Source organism: Mycobacterium sp. DL592 (genome assembly GCF_011694515.1).
Classification (GTDB): Bacteria; Actinomycetota; Actinomycetes; order Mycobacteriales; family Mycobacteriaceae; genus Mycobacterium.
Map to the genome: position 1 here is coordinate 4,261,026 of NZ_CP050192.1, position 17,775 is coordinate 4,278,800.

15 protein-coding genes and 1 pseudogene are annotated in these 17,775 nt (G+C 67.9%); 13 read left to right on the plus strand and 3 right to left on the minus strand.

Annotation, left to right across the window (positions count from 1 at the left end; translation table 11 throughout):
• Positions 1-150 precede the first annotated feature (150 nt).
• Both HBE64_RS20490 and HBE64_RS20495 read left to right on the plus strand, forming a co-directional pair.
• Positions 151-1,785 carry a fatty acyl-AMP ligase gene (locus HBE64_RS20490; protein ID WP_167106365.1) on the plus strand — a complete coding sequence of 545 codons (1,635 nt, stop codon included), beginning with the start codon at positions 151-153 and terminating at the stop codon, positions 1,783-1,785.
• Positions 1,786-1,826: 41 nt separating this feature from the next.
• Entirely contained in the window at positions 1,827-2,645 is an 819-nt protein-coding gene (locus tag HBE64_RS20495; RefSeq protein WP_167106368.1) for a GAF and ANTAR domain-containing protein, read from the plus strand.
• Between the two features lie 7 nt (positions 2,646-2,652).
• On the opposite strand, the gene HBE64_RS20500 is transcribed toward HBE64_RS20495, so the two are convergent.
• Both HBE64_RS20500 and HBE64_RS20505 read right to left on the minus strand, forming a co-directional pair.
• Positions 2,653-3,411 (minus strand): GAF and ANTAR domain-containing protein, encoded by a 759-nt coding sequence (locus HBE64_RS20500; protein WP_167106371.1) that lies wholly within the window; start codon positions 3,409-3,411, stop codon positions 2,653-2,655.
• A gap of 46 nt (positions 3,412-3,457) precedes the next feature.
• On the minus strand, positions 3,458-4,165 hold the full coding sequence (locus HBE64_RS20505; protein ID WP_167106375.1) for a GAF and ANTAR domain-containing protein: 708 nt from the start codon (positions 4,163-4,165) through the stop codon (positions 3,458-3,460).
• A gap of 273 nt (positions 4,166-4,438) precedes the next feature.
• On the opposite strand from HBE64_RS20505, the gene HBE64_RS20510 reads away from it, so the two are divergent.
• Positions 4,439-5,551, plus strand: a complete 1,113-nt coding sequence (locus HBE64_RS20510) for a fatty acid desaturase (protein ID WP_167109486.1) — start codon at positions 4,439-4,441, stop codon at positions 5,549-5,551.
• Here HBE64_RS20510 and HBE64_RS20515 read toward each other — a convergent pair.
• Positions 5,532-7,334, minus strand: coding sequence for a bifunctional serine/threonine-protein kinase/transporter substrate-binding domain-containing protein (locus HBE64_RS20515; RefSeq protein ID WP_167106378.1), 1,803 nt, complete (start codon positions 7,332-7,334; stop codon positions 5,532-5,534). The genes HBE64_RS20510 and HBE64_RS20515 overlap by 20 nt on opposite strands.
• 367 nt (positions 7,335-7,701) lie before the next feature.
• Here HBE64_RS20515 and HBE64_RS20520 point away from each other — a divergent pair, with 367 nt between their 5' ends.
• From HBE64_RS20520 to HBE64_RS20565, 10 genes and pseudogenes are all read left to right on the plus strand, one after another.
• A complete protein-coding gene (locus HBE64_RS20520) occupies positions 7,702-8,553 on the plus strand; it encodes an ABC transporter permease (RefSeq protein ID WP_167106381.1) in 852 nt (283 codons plus the stop codon).
• A 6-nt stretch (positions 8,554-8,559) separates the two neighbouring features.
• Positions 8,560-9,408, plus strand: a complete 849-nt coding sequence (locus HBE64_RS20525) for an ABC transporter permease (protein ID WP_243841702.1) — start codon at positions 8,560-8,562, stop codon at positions 9,406-9,408.
• A pseudogene (locus tag HBE64_RS20530) lies at positions 9,409-10,758 on the plus strand (MlaD family protein); the annotation flags it as partial.
• A 20-nt stretch (positions 10,759-10,778) separates the two neighbouring features.
• Positions 10,779-11,834, plus strand: coding sequence for an MCE family protein (locus HBE64_RS20535; RefSeq protein ID WP_167106391.1), 1,056 nt, complete (start codon positions 10,779-10,781; stop codon positions 11,832-11,834).
• The gene (locus HBE64_RS20540) at positions 11,827-12,873 is read left to right on the plus strand and encodes an MCE family protein (protein ID WP_167106394.1); all 1,047 of its coding nucleotides are present in this window, start codon (positions 11,827-11,829) and stop codon (positions 12,871-12,873) included. Before HBE64_RS20535 ends, HBE64_RS20540 begins: the two co-directional genes overlap by 8 nt.
• Positions 12,870-13,988, plus strand: coding sequence for an MCE family protein (locus HBE64_RS20545; protein ID WP_167106397.1), 1,119 nt, complete (start codon positions 12,870-12,872; stop codon positions 13,986-13,988). Before HBE64_RS20540 ends, HBE64_RS20545 begins: the two co-directional genes overlap by 4 nt.
• Complete coding sequence (locus HBE64_RS24805; protein ID WP_167106400.1) at positions 13,985-15,166, plus strand: MlaD family protein; 1,182 nt, start codon at positions 13,985-13,987, stop codon at positions 15,164-15,166. Before HBE64_RS20545 ends, HBE64_RS24805 begins: the two co-directional genes overlap by 4 nt.
• Positions 15,163-16,413: an MlaD family protein gene (locus tag HBE64_RS20555; protein ID WP_167106403.1), complete on the plus strand. Its 1,251-nt coding sequence runs from the start codon at positions 15,163-15,165 to the stop codon at positions 16,411-16,413. Before HBE64_RS24805 ends, HBE64_RS20555 begins: the two co-directional genes overlap by 4 nt.
• Positions 16,414-16,426: 13 nt before the next feature.
• Positions 16,427-16,990, plus strand: a complete 564-nt coding sequence (locus HBE64_RS20560) for a tetratricopeptide repeat protein (RefSeq protein ID WP_167106407.1) — start codon at positions 16,427-16,429, stop codon at positions 16,988-16,990.
• 5 nt (positions 16,991-16,995) lie between these two features.
• Entirely contained in the window at positions 16,996-17,775 is a 780-nt protein-coding gene (locus HBE64_RS20565; protein WP_167106410.1) for a mannan-binding lectin, read from the plus strand.

Here is a 17,775-nt window from a genome sequence, read left to right on the forward strand (position 1 = left end):
GATCTGGACGCCCCACCGCACCGGAGTACCGGTCCGGCGTTGACCGACCCGTAGTTGTGGCGCCCCTTCGGCGCATGGCACTCGCAGTGCAGTATCGCTGCGGCCACGACCTAGCGGGCCGCGTCCTCGCGCGGCGGGCACAGGACATTCATGAGCCAGTTCACCGAGACGATGTTCGGAAATGCTCAGTGGAGCGTGAACGGCATGATCACCGGGGAACCCGACAATGCGGTCCGGCACAGCTGGGCCGACGTGCATCAGCGCGCCGGGCACATCGCCGGCGGTCTGTCGCGGGCCTGGGTGGGCCACGGCGACGCCGTGGCCGTACTCGCCGGGGCCCCGGTCGATATCGCACCGACCGCACAGGCGATCTGGATGCGCGGGGCTTCGGTCACGATGCTGCACCAGCCCACACCCCGAACCGACCTCAAGCGTTGGGCCGATGAGACCGCCGCGGTGATCTCGGTGATCGACGCGAAGGCCGTGGTCGTCTCCGACCCGTTCCTGCCGGCTGCGCCGCTGCTCGCCGAGCTGGGCATGCCGGTGCTGATCGTCGATGAACTCGCGCAGGCACGCCCCGTGCGGCCCGTGCCGACCGCCGAGACCGATCTGGCCCTGCTGCAACTGACTTCGGGGTCGACAGGTTCACCCAAGGCCGTCCACATCACTCATGCGAACGTCGTTGCCAACGCCGAGGCGATGTTCGTCGGCGCGGAGTTCGACCCGGCTTCCGACGTGATCGTTAGCTGGCTGCCGTGCTTCCACGACATGGGCATGACCGGCTTTCTGACCGTGCCGATGTACTTCGGCGCCGAGCTGGTCAAGCTCACGCCGATGGACTTCCTGCGCGATAACTTGTTGTGGGTCAAGCTGATCGACAAATACAAGGGCACGATGACCGCCGCGCCGAACTTTGCCTACAACCTGTTGGCGAAGCGACTGCGGCACTCGGCGACGCCGGGTCAGTTCGACCTGTCGTCGCTGCGGTGGGCGCTGTCGGGAGCCGAGCAGGTCGACCCTGCCGATGTCGAGGAGCTGTGCGAGGCCGGTGCACCCTACGGATTGCGGCCCGAGGCGATCGTGCCCGCCTACGGGATGGCCGAGACGACGGTGGCGGTGTCCTTTTCGCCCTGCGGTGCCGGTATGACCGTCGACGAGGTCGACGCCGACCTGCTGGCGGTGCTGCAGCGCGCCGTGCCCGCGGCCCGGCAGAACGTCCGGCGCCTGGTCACCCTGGGCCGCCCGCTGGACGGGCTCGACGTCCGCATCGTCGACCAGGACGGCGCACTGGTGCCGACCCGCGGTGTCGGCGTCATCCACGTCCGCGGCGAACCCGTCACGCCCGGCTACACCACTATCGCCGGATTCGTCTCGGCGCAGGACGACGAGGGCTGGTACGACACCGGCGACCTGGGCTACCTCACCGAGAACGCCGAGATCGTCGTCTGCGGCCGGCTCAAGGACGTCATCATCATGGCCGGGCGCAACATCTATCCCACCGACATCGAGCGGGCGGCCTCCCGCGTCGACGGCGTCCGCCCCGGCTGCACGGTGGCGGTGCGACTGGATGCCGGACAGTCCCGCGAGTCGTTCGCGGTGGCCGTGGAGTCCACATCGTGCGACGACCGCGACGAGGTCCGCAGGATCGAACGTCAGGTGATCCACGAGGTCGTCATCGAGGTCGAGGCCCGGCCCCGGCGGGTGGTGGTGCTTGCTCCCGGAACCATCCCCAAGACCCCGTCGGGCAAGTTGCGGCGCGCTCACGCCATGGCTTTGGTCGTCTGAAGTGGACGCGTAGATTGGCCCCCGGGGCGAAGGAGGGGGCGATGGCCGACTACGACGTCCAGCCCGGCCGCAAGCTGCCGCCGGAGCCCGAGCTGTCACCGGCCCAGATGCAAGCCGACGAGTTCGACCTCAACGCCGGGCTCAGCGGTGTCGCGAAGATCGTCGCGGGCGCCTGCTCCGTCGATGAAATGCTCAGCCAGGTAGCACAATTCGCCGTGCAAGCCATCCCGGGAGCCGACGGCGCGGGGGTTACCCTGGTCCGTTCCGACGACACCTCGACCGGCGATGAGCAGCCCCACATCCAGGCCTGGTCGGCAACCGCCGACTTCGTCCGCATGATCGACACCGTGCAATACGAGGAACTCTCCGAAGGTCCGTGCATCACCTGCATTCAGTCCCGGCGGCCCGCCGTGAGCGGCTCGCTGGGCAGCGACCGCCGGTGGCCGCACTTCGGCGGCCGGGTGGCCCGCATGGGGGTGCACTCGGTGCTGGCGCTGCCGCTGACCATCGGTGAGCAGGTGATCGGTTCGATCAACTCCTACGCCCACGGCCGGGACGCGTTCGCCGACCACGCGGTGGCACTCGGGATCCAGTTCTCCGGGCCCGCGGCGGTGGCGGTGTACAACGCGCAGTTACTGGCCAGCACCCGCCAACGCACCACGCAACTGCAGGCGGCGCTGGGCAGCCGGGCGGTGATCGACCAGGCGATCGGCATCCTCCGCAGCCGATCTGGCGGTACTTCGCAGGAGGCGTTCGACCGCCTCACCCGCATCAGCCAAACCGAGCACGTCAAACTGGCTGAAGTCGCCCAGCAGATCGTCGACGAGGCTGTCCGCCGGGCCCGGGCCCGTCAGCACTAACCGGCGCTCACTGGTTGCGGGCCAGCTCCGAGAGAGCCCGCACAATCTCGGGACGCGTGTGGCGTTCCTGCATAAGCCGCCGCGCGATATCGGTGAGGTGCTCCCCGCGGGCGCGGCTGTAGGCGCGCAGCAGCTGGAAGGACTTGTCCACCGATACTCCGAGCATCTCGCTCAGAAATCCCTTGGCCTGTTCGACGACCATTCGTGAGGTCAGCGCCGAGCGCAGCGGTGCCACCACGGTGGCCGTCGTCGGCGGGTGTTCCTGCAGGACCGCCACACAGGCGATGTGGGCCAGGGTCTGACCGACCAATTGGTCCGCTTCGGTGAGCGCGCCGGGGCTGGTGTCGAACAAGCCGAGCGCGCCCAGGACGGAACCGGCTGCCCGCATCGGCACCGCGTGCACTGCCGCGAAACCGGCGTCCACCGCGGCGGGGACGAATCGCGGCCACCGCTCTGCCTCACCGCGCAGGTCCGGGACCAGAACCGGCTCCCCGGTGCGGTAGCACTCGATGCAGGGGCCCTGCTCGGCCTGCAGCTGAAACAGCTCCAGCTCGCGGGTCTGCTCGGAGGTGGCGGCCAGCAGATGAAGTCGCTGCAGCGGATCGGCGAGCAGGAACCCGGCCGAGGCCACGTCGAGCAGTTCGGCACAGCGTTCGGTGAGTTCGGTGAGCAGGTCGACGACGTCGAAGTCGTCGAGCAGACGGTCGACCAGCGATACCACCGCGCTGAGCACTCGGGTTTCTCGAAGGTTGTCGTCGTTCACCATGGCTTCCCTCCCTGCCTTGGTGTGGATGAGATTTCGTTGTCGCGCATCAGTCGGCGTCCAATCGCAGGCGCCGGTCCAGGATGTCGCGGGCGACGTCGGTGGCGCTTCGGCCGGTGGCGTAGGCGTGCGCACGGATGCGCACCAGGGCCTCGGCCGGGTCAATGTCGAGCTGCGCCACCAGCATGCCGGTGGCCTGGCTGACCTCGACACGGCTGAGCGCATTGAGCTCCGCCCATGCGCTGCTGGCGGGGTCCTCGATGGCCGCCTGCAGATCGCCGGCCAGCAGATCCAGCACCGGTATGCACGCCAGCTCGGCGGCGATCGCCATCCCGGCGATCTGCTCACCCGGCAGCGAGCCCGGCTCTGCCCGGAACAGGTCGAGGGCCCCGACGTACTCCCCCGCGGCCAGCACGGGCATGGCGAACACACCCCGGATGTGGTGCTCCAGCATCGCCCGGCCGTAGCTGGGCCAGCGCGCTTCACCCGGGTAACCGAGATCGACGACGAGCACCGGGGCCCGGCCGGCCACTGCGTCCAGACAGGGCCCTTCGCCGTAGATGAACTGCAGTTCGTCATACAGCTTCGCCTGTGGCCCGCTGGCACCCAGAGTGGCGGTGTTCGTGCCGTCGAAGACGAGGGAGATCGCCGCGGCGTCGACGTCGAGCAACGTCACGCACGCCTGACACAGACGGTCGGCGGCCTGTGCTCCGCGCCGCCCCTCTACGGCCGCGACAAGCCCATCCTGGATCGTCAAACGAGCCGGACCAGGCTTGACGCCGGCACAGTGTGGGAACTACGCGCCGCCATCAGTCCAGCCTGCCCCAGTTCGGTCGCGATTGCTCGGCTTTGCCCAAGCCTGCGCCTGCACCCGTCGCCCGCCGCGGGTAGGCTTGCCGTGCTGGCACCACAGCCGGCCCGAAACGGCGTCGCCCTTGCGCGGTGCCGCGAGCATCCGCTCACCGTCGGGCGCGTCCTCCAATATCGTTGTCGCTCAACCCCGCAACGGCCATCATCTCGAGGACTCACCATCGCGATCACCGATGTCGCCGGGTATGCACATCTCAGTCGACAGGACACCGACGCTCTAGCCGCCGCACTCGATTCGATTCGAGCCGAGGTCGAGAGCTCCCGCGGTGCCCGCGACGCCGCCTATATCCGCAGAACCATTCTGTTCCAGCGGGCCCTGGACGTCGGGGCCCGGTTGCTGATCTTCGGCAGCCGCTCGCGGACGGGCTGGCTGCTGGGAACCGTCTCACTCGCGGTGGCCAAGAGCATCGAGAACATGGAGATCGGCCACAATGTCGGTCACGGGCAATGGGATTGGATGAACGACCCGGAAATCCACTCCACGGCCTGGGAGTGGGATATGGCGGGGCTGTCATCCCAGTGGCGCTACTCACACAACTACCGCCACCACGTGTTCACCAACGTCGTCGACGTCGACGACGACCTCGGCTTCGGCATCATGCGCGTTAGCCGCGACGTCGCCTGGCAGCCACGCAATCTTGCCCAGCCGTTCCGCAACGTGTTGCTGGCCGTCATCTTCGAGTGGGGTATCGCCCTGCACGGACTGCACGCCGCGCACGAGCGGGCGGACTCCGATGACCAGCGGGCCGCGCAGAGCCAAGCCTTCAAGCGCAAGATCGGCCGTCAGGTCCTCAAGGACTACGTTGCGATCCCGGCGCTCAACGGAACTCGGTGGCGGCGGGCCTTGACCGCCAATGCGGCGGCGAACCTGCTGCGCAACCTCTGGGCCTACGCGGTGATCTTCTGCGGCCACTTTCCCGACGGCGCCGAGAAATTCACCGCCGCTGCCCTCGAGCAGGAGAGCAAGGGCGAGTGGTATGTGCGCCAGATGCTCGGCAGCGCCAACTTCAAGGCCGGACGGGTGCTGGCATTCCTCAGCGGCAACCTCTGCTACCAGATCGAACATCACCTGTTCCCCGATCTGCCCAGCAACCGCTACGCCGCGATCGCACGGCAGGTGCAGGCGCTGTGCGCCGACTACGGGCTGCCGTACACCACGGGATCGCTGCCGCGGCAGTTCTTCCTGGCCCAGCGGACCATCCTGAAGCTGGCGTTGCCGGACCGCTTCCTGGGAGCCGATCAGGAACTGCAGGTCAGCGCACTGCAGCGTTGATCTGCGGCGCGTCGATCATGCCCATCTCCACACCCCACATGGTGGCGATGGTGCGATACTCGCCGGTCTCGATCAGATGCGCCAGGGCCAGCTTCAGCGACTGCGCCAGCCCGGAGTTCTTGGCCACCGGCCAGCCGTAGGGGGCGGAGTCGAACACCTCACCGGCGGCTTCGAGTTGGCCGCCGCTGGTCTTGATGGCGAACCCGGTGACCGGCGAGTCGGCCGACATCGCATCGACCTCGCCGGCCATCAGGGCGGTATTGAGGTCGTCCTGACGGGTGTAGACGACCTTGGCGATCGGCGGCTTGCCTGCCGCCACACAGGCCGCGCTCTTGGCCGGGATCTCGGTGGTCTCCTGGATGGCGGCGTAGGCCACACCGACTTTCAGCCCGCACGCGTCGTCGGGGTTCACCGGGGCGCCGGGGCGCTGTGCCCACAGCGTGCCGGCCTGGAAGTAGGTGACGAAGTCGGCGGCGGCTTGGCGTTCCTTGGTATCGGTGAACGACGACATTCCCAGGTTGAAGTCACCGGCCCGCACCGAGGGGATGATCGCCTCGAACGCGGTCTCCTTGTATTCCGGTGTGAGACCGAGGGTTCGGGCCATCGCGTTCATCAGGTCGATGTCGAAGCCGACGAGCTTGCCGTAGGCATCGATGAACTCGTTGGGGGCATACGGGGTGTTGACGCCGACCACCAGCCGCCCGGTCTTGCGGATGGCCTCGGGGACGGTGGCCGCGATCTCGGGGACAGCGCCGGCAGGTGCGGGCGGAGCCTGCGAGGACGACAGCGCACCGGCCAGGCTGGTGGGTGCGGTGGAGCCGCGGCCGTCGCCATCGCGCCACTGCCAGGCACCGATGCCGAGCGTCGCGACGAGCAGCACCGAGCCGGCGACGGCCAGCAGGACTTTCCCGGGAACCCGAATTCGCTTGGCGGGCAGGGAGTGCCGGCCCGACGTGCTCGTCTTGCGGACCGGCGTGTCGAGGGCTTTGCGGGCGGCGGCGGCCAGCTCACCAGCGCTCTGGTAGCGCTGTTCGAGCTTCTTGGCCATGCCCTTGGCGATGACCTCGTCGAAGGCGGCCAGCCGCGGGTCTTTGTCGGACGGTTTGGGCGCGGGTTTGCGGATGTGCCCGGCGATCTGCTGTTCCATGCTGTCCGACGGATAAGGCCGCGACCCGGTAAGACATTCGTAGAGCACGCATGCCAGTGCGTAGATGTCGGCGCGCGGGTCGGCCTGGCCGCCGTCGAAGCGTTCGGGGGCCATATAGGCCAGGGTTCCCAGCGTGCTGCCCGCGGTGGTCAGTCCGTTCTCGCCCGCGGTGCGGGCCAGGCCGAAGTCGATGAGATAGGCGAACTGGCGGTCGGTGATCAGGATGTTGGAAGGTTTGATGTCACGGTGGATCAGGCCGGTGGCATGCGCGGCGTCCAGGGCGGCCGCGACCTGCTCGACGACGTGGACGGCGTAGGCCGGGTCGAGGACCTTCGTATCGGTGAGGGTGGCACCCAGCGGGCGGCCCTCGATGAGGCGCATGTCGAGATAGAGGCGGCCGTCGATTTCGCCGTAGCCGTGGATGGGCACCACGTGGGGTTCGTTGAGGGCGGCAGCGGCCTGGGCTTCGCGGCGGAAGCGTTGCTGGAAGGTGGTGTCCTCGGCGAGATGGTGCGGGAGGACCTTGAGTGCCACGATCCGGTCGGTTTTGGTGTCGAAAGCGCGGTAGACCTCGCCCATGCCGCCCCGACCTATCAGCTCACGCAGCTGATAGTGCCCGAATGGCGTGGCATCCACCATGTACTCCTCGCCAACCCTGTGACCGTCGATTGAAGTTACCGCACGTTTGCCAGGGACGCCCTAGGGTCCGCTGAGGTGCTGTGGGCATGGCTTCTCGCCACCCGAGGCCGCGAGTGTGCGTTCTCGTACGCCTTGCGCGGCGTGTTGCGTATGCCGTTGCACACTCGGCGGTCGGGAGGCATCCCAATTAAGTGAATCAATATTCTTCATTCCCTTGACGGCGCAGCCGGGCGGGTCCTACGGTGACGCAAGGCGCACCAAAGGGATCATCAGCACGTCCGTTTCCTCGACGCGCGGACTGATCGTCAACAACCCTCAGGGACAACAGCTTTGGTAACGCGCTCGTCATCACATAGCCGCCGCGATGGCTAGTCAGCAACCAGCTGTCCGAGAGGGCGCCGAGGCCATCGAGAACTGGGTCGGCGGCTATGTCACTCGCCACCCGCTGGCGTCCCTGACGACCGTCGGCCAGCAGTTCGTTCTGGGTGTGCGCACCGTCCAATACTTGATCATCGACCTGGCCACCGGCCGCTTCCCCTGGCGGGAATTCGTCCGCCAGGGCGCCTTCATGGCCGGCACCGCCGTGGTACCCACCGTTCTGGTCGCATTGCCAGTCGGGGTCACCCTGTCGATCCAGTTTGCCTTGCTCGCCGGACAAGTCGGGGCCACCTCGCTGGCCGGCGCCGCCAGCGGTCTGGCCGTCATCCGGCAGGCCGCCTCGCTGGTCGCCGCGATCCTGATGGCCGCGGCCGTCGGCTCGGCGATCACCGCCGATCTGGGCTCGCGCACGATGCGCGAAGAGATCGACGCCATGGAGGTCATGGGTGTCTCGGTGATCCGCCGCCTGGTGGTGCCCCGCTTCGCCGCCGCGATCATGATCGGCGTCGCGCTAACGGGTGTGGTGTGCTTCGTCGGGTTCCTGGCCAGCTACCTGTTCAACGTGTACTTCCAGAACGGCGCACCCGGCAGCTTCGTGGCCACCTTCGCGTCGTTCACCACCCCCGGTGACATGATCCTGGCCCTGCTCAAGGCGGTCGTGTTCGGGGCGATTGTGGCGGTGGTGTCCAGCCAGAAAGGTCTTGCCACCCAGGGCGGCCCGACCGGGGTGGCCAACTCGGTTAATGCTGCCGTCGTGGAGTCGATCCTCATCCTGATGATCGTCAACGTCGTCATCAGCCAGCTCTACAACATGCTGTTCCCGAGGATGGGGTTGTAGGTGTCTGTGGCGACCTTCTCCCCGTTCGGCGCCCGGCTCGGCACCCTCGCCAAGGCGGCCTCCGCGCCGATCCTGCGGCTCGGGCACATTCTGGTGTTCTTCGTCCGCGCGGTCGCTGCGGTGCCGATCGTGCTGCGGCACTACCGCGCCGAGTTCGGGCGGCTGCTCTCCGATATCGCCTGGGGCAACGGCTCGCTGGTCGTCGGCGGCGGCACGGCCGGGGTGGCGGTGGTCCTGGGTATGACGGTCGGCGCGATCGTCGGTATCGAGGGCTACAACTTCCTGAACCTGCTCGGGCTGGGGCCGGCTACTGGCATCATCTCGTCACTGGTGAACACCCGCGAACTCGCGCCGATCGCCGCGGCGCTGGCCTTCGCCACCCAGGGCGGCTGCCGGTTCACCGCGCAGCTGGGGTCAATGCGGATCGCCGAGGAGATCGACGCCCTGGACTCGCTGGCGATCCGGCCGATCCCCTATCTGGTGACCACCCGGCTGATGGCCTCGGTGGTGGCCGTAATCCCCTTGTACGTTTTGTGTTTGGCGGTGAGCTACCTGACCACCCAGGTCGTCGTCGAGCTCATCAGCGGCGGCGCATCCGGGGCCTACCTGCACTACTTCACGCTGATGCTGTCGGGCACCGACGTGCTGTACTCGCTGCTGAAGGCGGTCGTATTCGTCTGGATCGCCTCGACCATCCAGTGCTACTACGGTTTCTACGCCAGCGGCGGCCCGGAAGGTGTCGGTATCGCCGCCGGGCATGCGATGCGGGCGGCCATCACCGTGGTGATCATCGTCAACATGCTGATGACGATGGCGTTGTGGAGCGTGGACGCCGGCGCGAGGTTCGGCGGGTAGATGGGCAACTCCTACGAACTCGACGGGCGCGGGCCCTCGGATCGTCAGCTGCTGGCCTGCGGGCTTGCCGTGCTGCTCGCCGCGGCCCTGATCACCACGCTGTTGGTGGTGAAGTCGACCGGCCGGCTCAACAACTATGTGCGGGTGGTGGCCGACCTGCTCAACGTCGGCGACGGGCTGCCGCAGAAGTCCGACGTGAAGTACCACGGGGTGCTCGTCGGCTCGGTCGACAACGTGACCCCGGCCGCCAACGGGAGCCCCAACTACGTCCGCATCGACCTCAAACCCGAGTATGCCCAATCGATTCCGGCCTCGGTCACCGCACGGGTGGTGCCCAGCAACGTGTTCGCGGTGTCCTCGGTGCAGCTCGTCGCCGACGGCGCCGGGCCGCCCATCGCCCCGGGTGCGCACATCCCCGAGGACACCGCCCTGCCGACGGTGCTGTTCCAGACCACCATCAGCAAGCTGCGCGACGTGCTGGCAGCCGCCGGCCGCGGTCGCGACGACACCAGCGTCGGCATCCTGGCCGCGGTCAACGCCGCCACCGAGAACCGGCGGGGCAAGCTGCTCACCGGCGGCGCGCAGCTCAGCCGGCTGCTCGACGAACTCAACTCCGTCATCAGCACCGAGCCGGGCCCGTCGACGGTGTCGGCGTTGATCGACGCCACCCACGGGCTGGCCGCCACCGCACCCGACCTGCTGGACGCGCTGCACCAGGCCGTCGCGCCGATGCAGGTGCTGGCCGAGAAGCGTTCGGCGCTAGCCACTTTGATCGCCGGCGGCGCCAACACCGTCGGCACCACCCGCACCGCTGTCGACAACCACATCGACCAGCTGACCGGAATCACCACCCACCTGACCCCGGTGCTGGGCAGCCTGGCGATGAACGCCGGCAAGTTCGTCCCGGCGTTCACCAAATTGAACGACCTGTCCCACAAGTTCTTCGACGAGGTGTGGATCCCCGAGATCGAGGCCGGCAACATGCGGATCAACCTGTCGCTGACGCCGAGCTCCACCTACACCCGCGCCGACTGCCCGCGCTACGGCCAGCTGTGGGGGCCCAGCTGCTTCACCGCCCCGCAGATCGTCGTGCGGCCCGATCTGCCGGAGATCCTGATGCCGCAGAATTACCAGCCGCCCAAGGATCTGGCTCCGCCGCCGGGGACCGTCATCGGCGCCGACGGCAATCTGGTGGCCACCGGCCCGCCGCTGCTCAATCCCCACCCGAACCTCACCGACCCCAATCCACCTGTCCCGCCGTGGCTTTCACCCGCGCTGCGGGTGCCGGGCACCGCCGACCCGGACAACACCCCGGCGCCGCCCGCTCCCCCGGCGCCGCTGCCTGCCGAGGCCGACCCGGGAGGCCCCCGATGAAGATCCGCGGCCCGCTGATCGGGCTGTCACTGTTCATGGTGGTCGCGGTGGCGGTGACCTGGCTGGTGTATGCGACGCTGCGCCGCGACGTCGCCGGGCCGACCACCCCGTATGCGGCGATGTTCACCGACGTCTACGGGCTGCGTGAGGGCGACGACGTCCGGATGGCCGGCGTGCGAGTGGGCCGGGTCGAAAAGATCGAACTGCAAGGCAAGTTGGCGAAGGTGTCGTTCGTCGTGCAGAACGACCAGCGGCTGTTCGGCAACACGGTGGCGTCGGTGACCTACCAGAACATCGTCGGCCAGCGCTATGTCGGGTTGTCGCTGGGCAAGACCGGCGACACCGGGCCGCTGCCGGCCAACAGCACCATCCCCGTCGAGCGCACCGACCCGTCCTTCGACGTCACCACCCTGCTCAACGGTTACGAACCGCTCTTCAGCGTCCTCAACCCGCAGGACGCCGACAATCTGACCAAAGGGGTGATCGCCTCGCTGCAGGGAGATGACGCTTCGATCATGCAGCTGGTGTCGCAAACCTCCACTCTCACTGACACATTCGCTGGCCGCGACCAGGTGCTCGGTGACGTGATCACCCAGCTGAACACGGTGATGGGCAATCTGTCCGCCCAGAACGGACACCTGGATCAGGTGCTGGCACAGACCAGCCACGCGGTGTCGGACTTCGATGCCCGCCGCCCGGAGCTGGTGGCCTCCACAGGGTCGCTGACACGGGTGATGCAGCAGCTGGCCAGCGTCACCGACACCGCATCCCCGACGCTGAACCAGATGCTCACCCGCCAGCCCGGTTTCACCGGCCACCTGCTCGACATCGAGCCGCAGCTGGCGTTCACCGCCAACAATCTGCCGCTGATGTTGAAGGGGCTGGCCCGCATCACCAGCGAGGGCGCCTACGCCAACGCCTACGCCTGCGACCTGAACGCCACCGGCTTCTTCCCCGGCCTCAACGACGTGGTGCCGATCATCGTCGACGCGGCCACACCCGGGAACAAGGCCTGGTACTCCCCGCGATGCAGGAATGCCGGCAATGGCTGAGGGCTCGCTGCTGGCCCGGCTCCGCAGCCGGCGGTTGGAAAGCTACAACGCGACGTGGCTCGGCCTGATCGCCGTGGCCGTCGTCAGCGTGGTCGTCGGCGCGATGCTGCTGGCCAACGCCACCAACGTCGGGCACCGGCACTACACCGCGAAGTTCCTGCAGGCCGCGGCGCTGCAGACCGGCAATCCGATCACGATCGGGGGCATTCAGGTCGGCAAGGTCACCAGCATGAAGCTGGCCGGTGACCACGTGGAGGCCGGTCTGGAGGTCCGCGACGACGTGGTGCTGGGTGCGGAGTCGAAGGCGGTCATCAAGGTGGCCACCATTCTGGGTTCGCGCTATCTGGCGCTGGTGCCCGAGGACGGCGGCACGTTGCCGAACAACACCTTTGACCTGGCGCACACCGAGGTGCCCTACGACCTGCAGGCCGCGCTGGCCGACGTGTCGACGACCTACCAGCAGGTCGACACCGACGCGTTCGCGCAGTCGCTGGGGATTCTCGGCAAGCAGATGCAGGGGCTGCCCGCGGTGGTGCCGCAGGCCATGCAGAACATCCACATCCTGTCCACGGTGATCGCCGACCGCCGCGACCAACTGGGGCAGCTGCTGAAAAGCACGGAGCTGGTGAGCACCACGCTGGAGCGTCAGCACGCCAACATCGCGGCGATGATCAACCAGGGCCAGGATCTGATCGGCCAGTTCGTCGCCCGCAGCGCGTCGTTTCACGCCATGCTCGCCGCGTTGACCGACCTGGTGAACACCATGAGCACCACGGTGGTCGACAACCGGGCCGAATTCGACCGGACCGTCGCCAACCTCAGTCAGCTGACCACCCTGCTGGCCCAGCACGACGACCTGCTGCGTAGCATCCTGCAGTCGGGCCCGGTTGCGTTGCGCGGCTTCGCCAATGCCACCGGAACCGGTAACGCGATGGACTTCAACACACCCGCCGGCCTGGCCGTCGACTCGTGGATGTGCGCCATCAGCGGACGGGCCAAGCAGTTCGGGATGATCCAGTACTTCAAGGACTGCCAATGACACGGGCGCGGGTCAAGCTGGTCGCCATCACCGCGGCGGCCGTGGTGCTGGTGGCCTCGGCGGCCACCGCGGCGTGGGTGTACTTCCGGTCGGCCTCCGACCACATCACGGTGACCGCCCAATTCGACAGTGCGGCAGGGCTGTACGTGAACAACACGGTTGCGGTGCTGGGGATGCCGGTAGGCAAGGTCACCGCTATCACACCGAAGAGCGGCTACGTCGAAGTCGAGTTCACCGTCGACCGGGATGTGAAGATTCCGGCCGACGCCCAGGCCGTCACGGTGTCGACGTCGATCCTGACCGACCGGCAGATCGAGCTGACGCCGCCGTATCGCGACGGCCCGACGCTGGCCGACCACGACACCATCGGGCTGCCCCGGACCAAGACGCCGGTCGAGTTCGCCCGGGTGCTCGGCGTGCTCGACAAGATCTCCAGCTCGCTCAAGGGTGACGGCACCGGCAACGGCCCCGTCGCCGACGTGCTGAACTCCGGGGCGGCGATCGCCGACGGCAACGGCGAGAAGATCAAGTCGGCGCTCGATCAGCTGTCGAATGCGTTGCGGCTCAGCGCCGACGGCGGCACCCAGACCCGCGACCAGCTGACCACCATCGTGCGCAATCTGAGCTCGCTGATGCAGGCCGCCGCCGACAACGACGCGACGCTGCGCGACTTCGGCTCCACCGTGCGCCAACTCAGCCAGATCGTCAACGACGAGGACTTCGGCAGCGGCAGCACCGGCAAGAAGATGAACACCCTGCTGGCGCAGGTCGGAGACTTCCTGGAGAAGAACCGCGATCACATCAAGGCGATCGTCGCCAACGGCCACACGTCGGCGGGCACGCTCGTCGACCGCCAGCGTGACCTGGCCGAGTTCCTCGACGTCGCGCCGCTGACCCTGGACAACATGTACAACATCGTCGACCAGAACAACGGCGCCGCCCGCGCCCGGGTGCTCACCGACCGGGTGCTGTTCGACAGCCAGAGCGTCAAGGAAGTCTGCAACCTGATGGGGCTGCGGCAGTTGGGTTGCAGCACCGGCACCCTGCAGGACTTCGGGCCGGACTTCGGTCTGACCTACGTGCTGGACGGTATGGCAGCGATGGGGCAGAAATGAGGCGCGCCGCAGCGGTTCTCCTGGTCGCGGTGACGGTGACGGGGTGCTCGTCGGGCGGGCTGTCCAGCCTGCCGCTGCCGGCGCCGTCCGTCGGCAGTGGTGGGTACCGGCTGACGGCGGTGTTCTCCAATGCGCTGAACCTGCCGGCCAAGGCGAAGGTCAAGCTCGCCGGCGCCGATGTGGGTGAGCTCGAGTCGATGGTGGCGCGCAACTACACCGCGGTCACCACGCTGCGGATCATGGACGGGGTGCGGCTGCCTGCGGGCAGCACCGCCGAACTGCGCTCGGCCACCCCGCTGGGCGACGTCTTCGTCGCGATCAAGCCACCGGCCACGGCCAGCCCGCTGACCCCGTTGCTGAAGGACGGCGACACCATCGGCTTGGACTCGACCAGGGCGGCGGCCACCGTCGAGTCGGTGCTCAGCTCGGCGGCCGTCATGGTCAACGGCGGCGCGGTACGCAATCTGACCAACCTCATCAACGGCGCGGGCAAGGCCACCGGGGATCAGGGCCAGGCGTTCGGCGACCTGATCGCCAAGACCAACCGCACACTGTCGAAACTGACCGCGCGCTCCGACCAGCTCTCCGAGGCGCTGACGCAGACGTCTTCGCTGGCACACGAACTCGACGCGAAGAACCAAACCCTCAGCGACCTCCTGGTGGCGGCGGGACCGGCCGCCGACACCCTGGCCGCCAACACCGCGACGGTGGCCGACCTCATCGAGCAGATCGGCGCGACCAGCCGCCAGCTACAGAAGTTCCCGTCGATCGCAGGCACCGACACCAGTGGCCGCAGCATGATCGCCGACGCAAACACCATCGCCTCGGCGTGGAACGACGTCGTCCTGGCTCCGGGTGCCGACCTGGCCTCGCTGAACCGGATCATGCCGCCGTTGATCAAATCGACTTCCAGTAATGCGATTTCGGTGCGGGCCAGTATCGACCGGCTGGTGCTGGGGTCGATCCCCGACATCGGGTTCGGCGGCGACCCAGGTTTCCACGGCCCCAAGCGCTACAACTGGGCCCAGCTCGTCGGGTCGTTCAAGTACACGCTGTGGCGGCTGCAGCAGCGGGTCGTCGGGCAGGGCCCCGACGTGCCCCAGGTTCCGGTGATGCCCAGCCCGACCGATCCCGGTATGCAGATCGTCGCTCCCCCGTCGACGGAGCCGCCACCGTGATCAATTGGGCGGCAGATCTTCTCGTCCGGACGGTCCGATTCGGGTACCGGCGCCGGTCGGTGCTGTCGACGGTCGCGCTGGTGCTGACGTTGGTGGTGTCCAGCGCCTACGTGATGTGGGGTGCGCTGCGGGTGTCGCCGTTCTCCTCGGCGTATCGGGTCACCATCGAACTCCCGGAGTCCGGTGGGCTGCTGCCCAATCAGGACGTGACCCTGCGCGGGGTGGCGGTCGGTCGGGTGCAGTCGCTGGCGGTGACACCGCACGGGGTGGCCGCGGTCGCGACGGTGCGCTCGGACGTGCGGATCCCAGTGTCCAGCCCGGTGCGGGTGTCGGGGTTGTCGGCGGCCGGTGAGCAGTACATCGAGTTCGTGCCGACCTCGGATGCCGGGCCGTATCTGGCGGATGGCAGTGTGATCGCGCAGTCCAACACGTCGGTGCCGGTGAGCCTGGCGCAGCTGCTGGCCGACTCCGATGGTGTTCTGGCGCAGGTTGATCCGGCCAAGCTGGAGCTGATCAAGCGGGAACTCAGCATGAGCAACGAGGGGCCGCGCAAGCTCGCCGACATCATCGACGGCGGCACGTTCCTGCTCTCCACGCTGGATTCGGTGCTGCCGCAGACCACCAGCCTGCTGCGGACCAGCCGGATCGTACTGACCACGGCTGCCGACAAGAACGCCGGAATCGCCGCGGCCACCGGCAATCTGAGCCGCACGTTCACCGGGGTGAACCGGATGCTCGACGGGTATCGCCGGTTCGTCGACCAGACGCCGGCGACGCTGGCCGCCGCCGACACCCTGTTCTCGGACAACTCCGACACCATGGTCGGGCTGCTGGCGAGCATGGCGACCGCGTCGCAGCTGCTGTATGTGCGGGTGCCGGCGTTGACGGCGTTGTTCCCCGACTATCGCGGGTCGGTGCTCGACGCGTTGGGCACCACCATGCACGACCACGGGCTGTGGGTCACCGGCGACATCTACCCGCGGTACGCCTGCGACTACGGCACGCCGCGCCGCCCACCGTCGTCGGCCGACTATCCCGAGCCGCCGCTGAACACCTACTGCCGCGACGACGACCCGGCGGTGCTGATCCGGGGCGCCAAGAACGCACCCCGGCCGGCCGGCGACGACACCGCCGGGCCGGCGCCGGGTGCGGACCTGGGCCAGACCACCGACCCGACGCCGAAGGGCCGCTTCACCATTCCGACTCCGTACGGCGGCCCGGTGCTGCCGATCGAACCGCCGAACTAGAAGGAGAGATCTCATGACTGCTGTGGCTGACGACGTCGAGGACGACGACTCCCCGGCCGAGGAGACTGCTGCCCCGGAGGTGGTGACGCCGGCACCAACGCGTCGGAAGTGGGTGCTGCGCGCTGTGCTGGCCGCATTGGTTGTTGCGCTGCTGGGGCTTTCGGGCTTCCTGGGCTGGCAGGTGTGGCAGCAGCACCGGGTGGCGCAGGCCAGCCATGACGCGCAGCAGGCGGCGGTGGCCTACGCGCAGGTGTTGACGAGCATCGACACCACCAAGGTGGACCAGAACTTCGCCGAGGTGCTCGACGGGGCGACCGGTGAGTTCAAGGACATGTACTCGCGCTCCAGTGCGCAGCTGCGCCAGCTGCTGGTCGACAACAAGGCGACCGCGCACGGTGTGGTGGTGGACTCGGCGGTGCAGTCGGCGTCACCGGAGAAGGTGGTGGTGCTGATGTTCGTCGATCAGACGGTGGCCAACTCGGCGGCACCGGACCCGCGGATCGACCGCAGCCGGGTCAAGATGACCATGGAGTACGTCGACGGTCGTTGGCGGGCAAGCAAAGTCGAACTCCCCTGACGCTGATGCGAGTTCCCGTCGTTGCACTCGTCGCGACCCTGTCGCTGGGTTTCGCGCCGGTGGCCCAGGCCTCGGCGCCGGACTTCTGCGCCGGGCTCGGCGGCCAGTGGGACGGCCAGTACTGCCACACCTCGGTGCTCTCGGAGCGCAAGGCGGTGCGCGATATCAAGGTGGCGGTGCCCGGCGAGCTCGTCGACAATCCGGTGACCGGGCCGACGGTGCGTGACTACCTGACCACGCTGGTGAACAACTGGCGCAGCGTCGGTGTGCACATGGTGGCCGACAGCTTCGGTGAGGAGAACTTCGAGATCCTGCGCCACGGCGATGTCCTCACTGTGGTGTTCCACGAGGACTATCACGCTGACGGGCCCAAACCCAACAACGCCTACCGGACCTTCACCTTCGACATGGCCCGCGGTACCCGGCTGACGCTGGCGGATCTGGTGAAGCCGGGCGTCGAGCCGCTGGGGGCGATCGCCTCACTCGGGCAGCCGTTCATCGAAGATGCCCTGAATCTGGCACCGCCGCAGCATGATCCGGGGACCTATCCGTTCGTCGTCGACCGGTGGGGACCGGACAAGGTGTACTCCGGGGCGTACAAGGCCTGGGCGCTGGGCCCCGACGAGCTGATCCTGTACATGCCGGACTACCCGGTAGCGCGCGACTCTCCGGTCAACTACACGCCGGGGATCATGCAGTGGTCGATGGACGGCGCCACCGTGCAGGCGCACATCCCGCTGGCGGCGCTGAGTTCGGTGCTGCGCGGGCAGTTCGGCGGATCATGA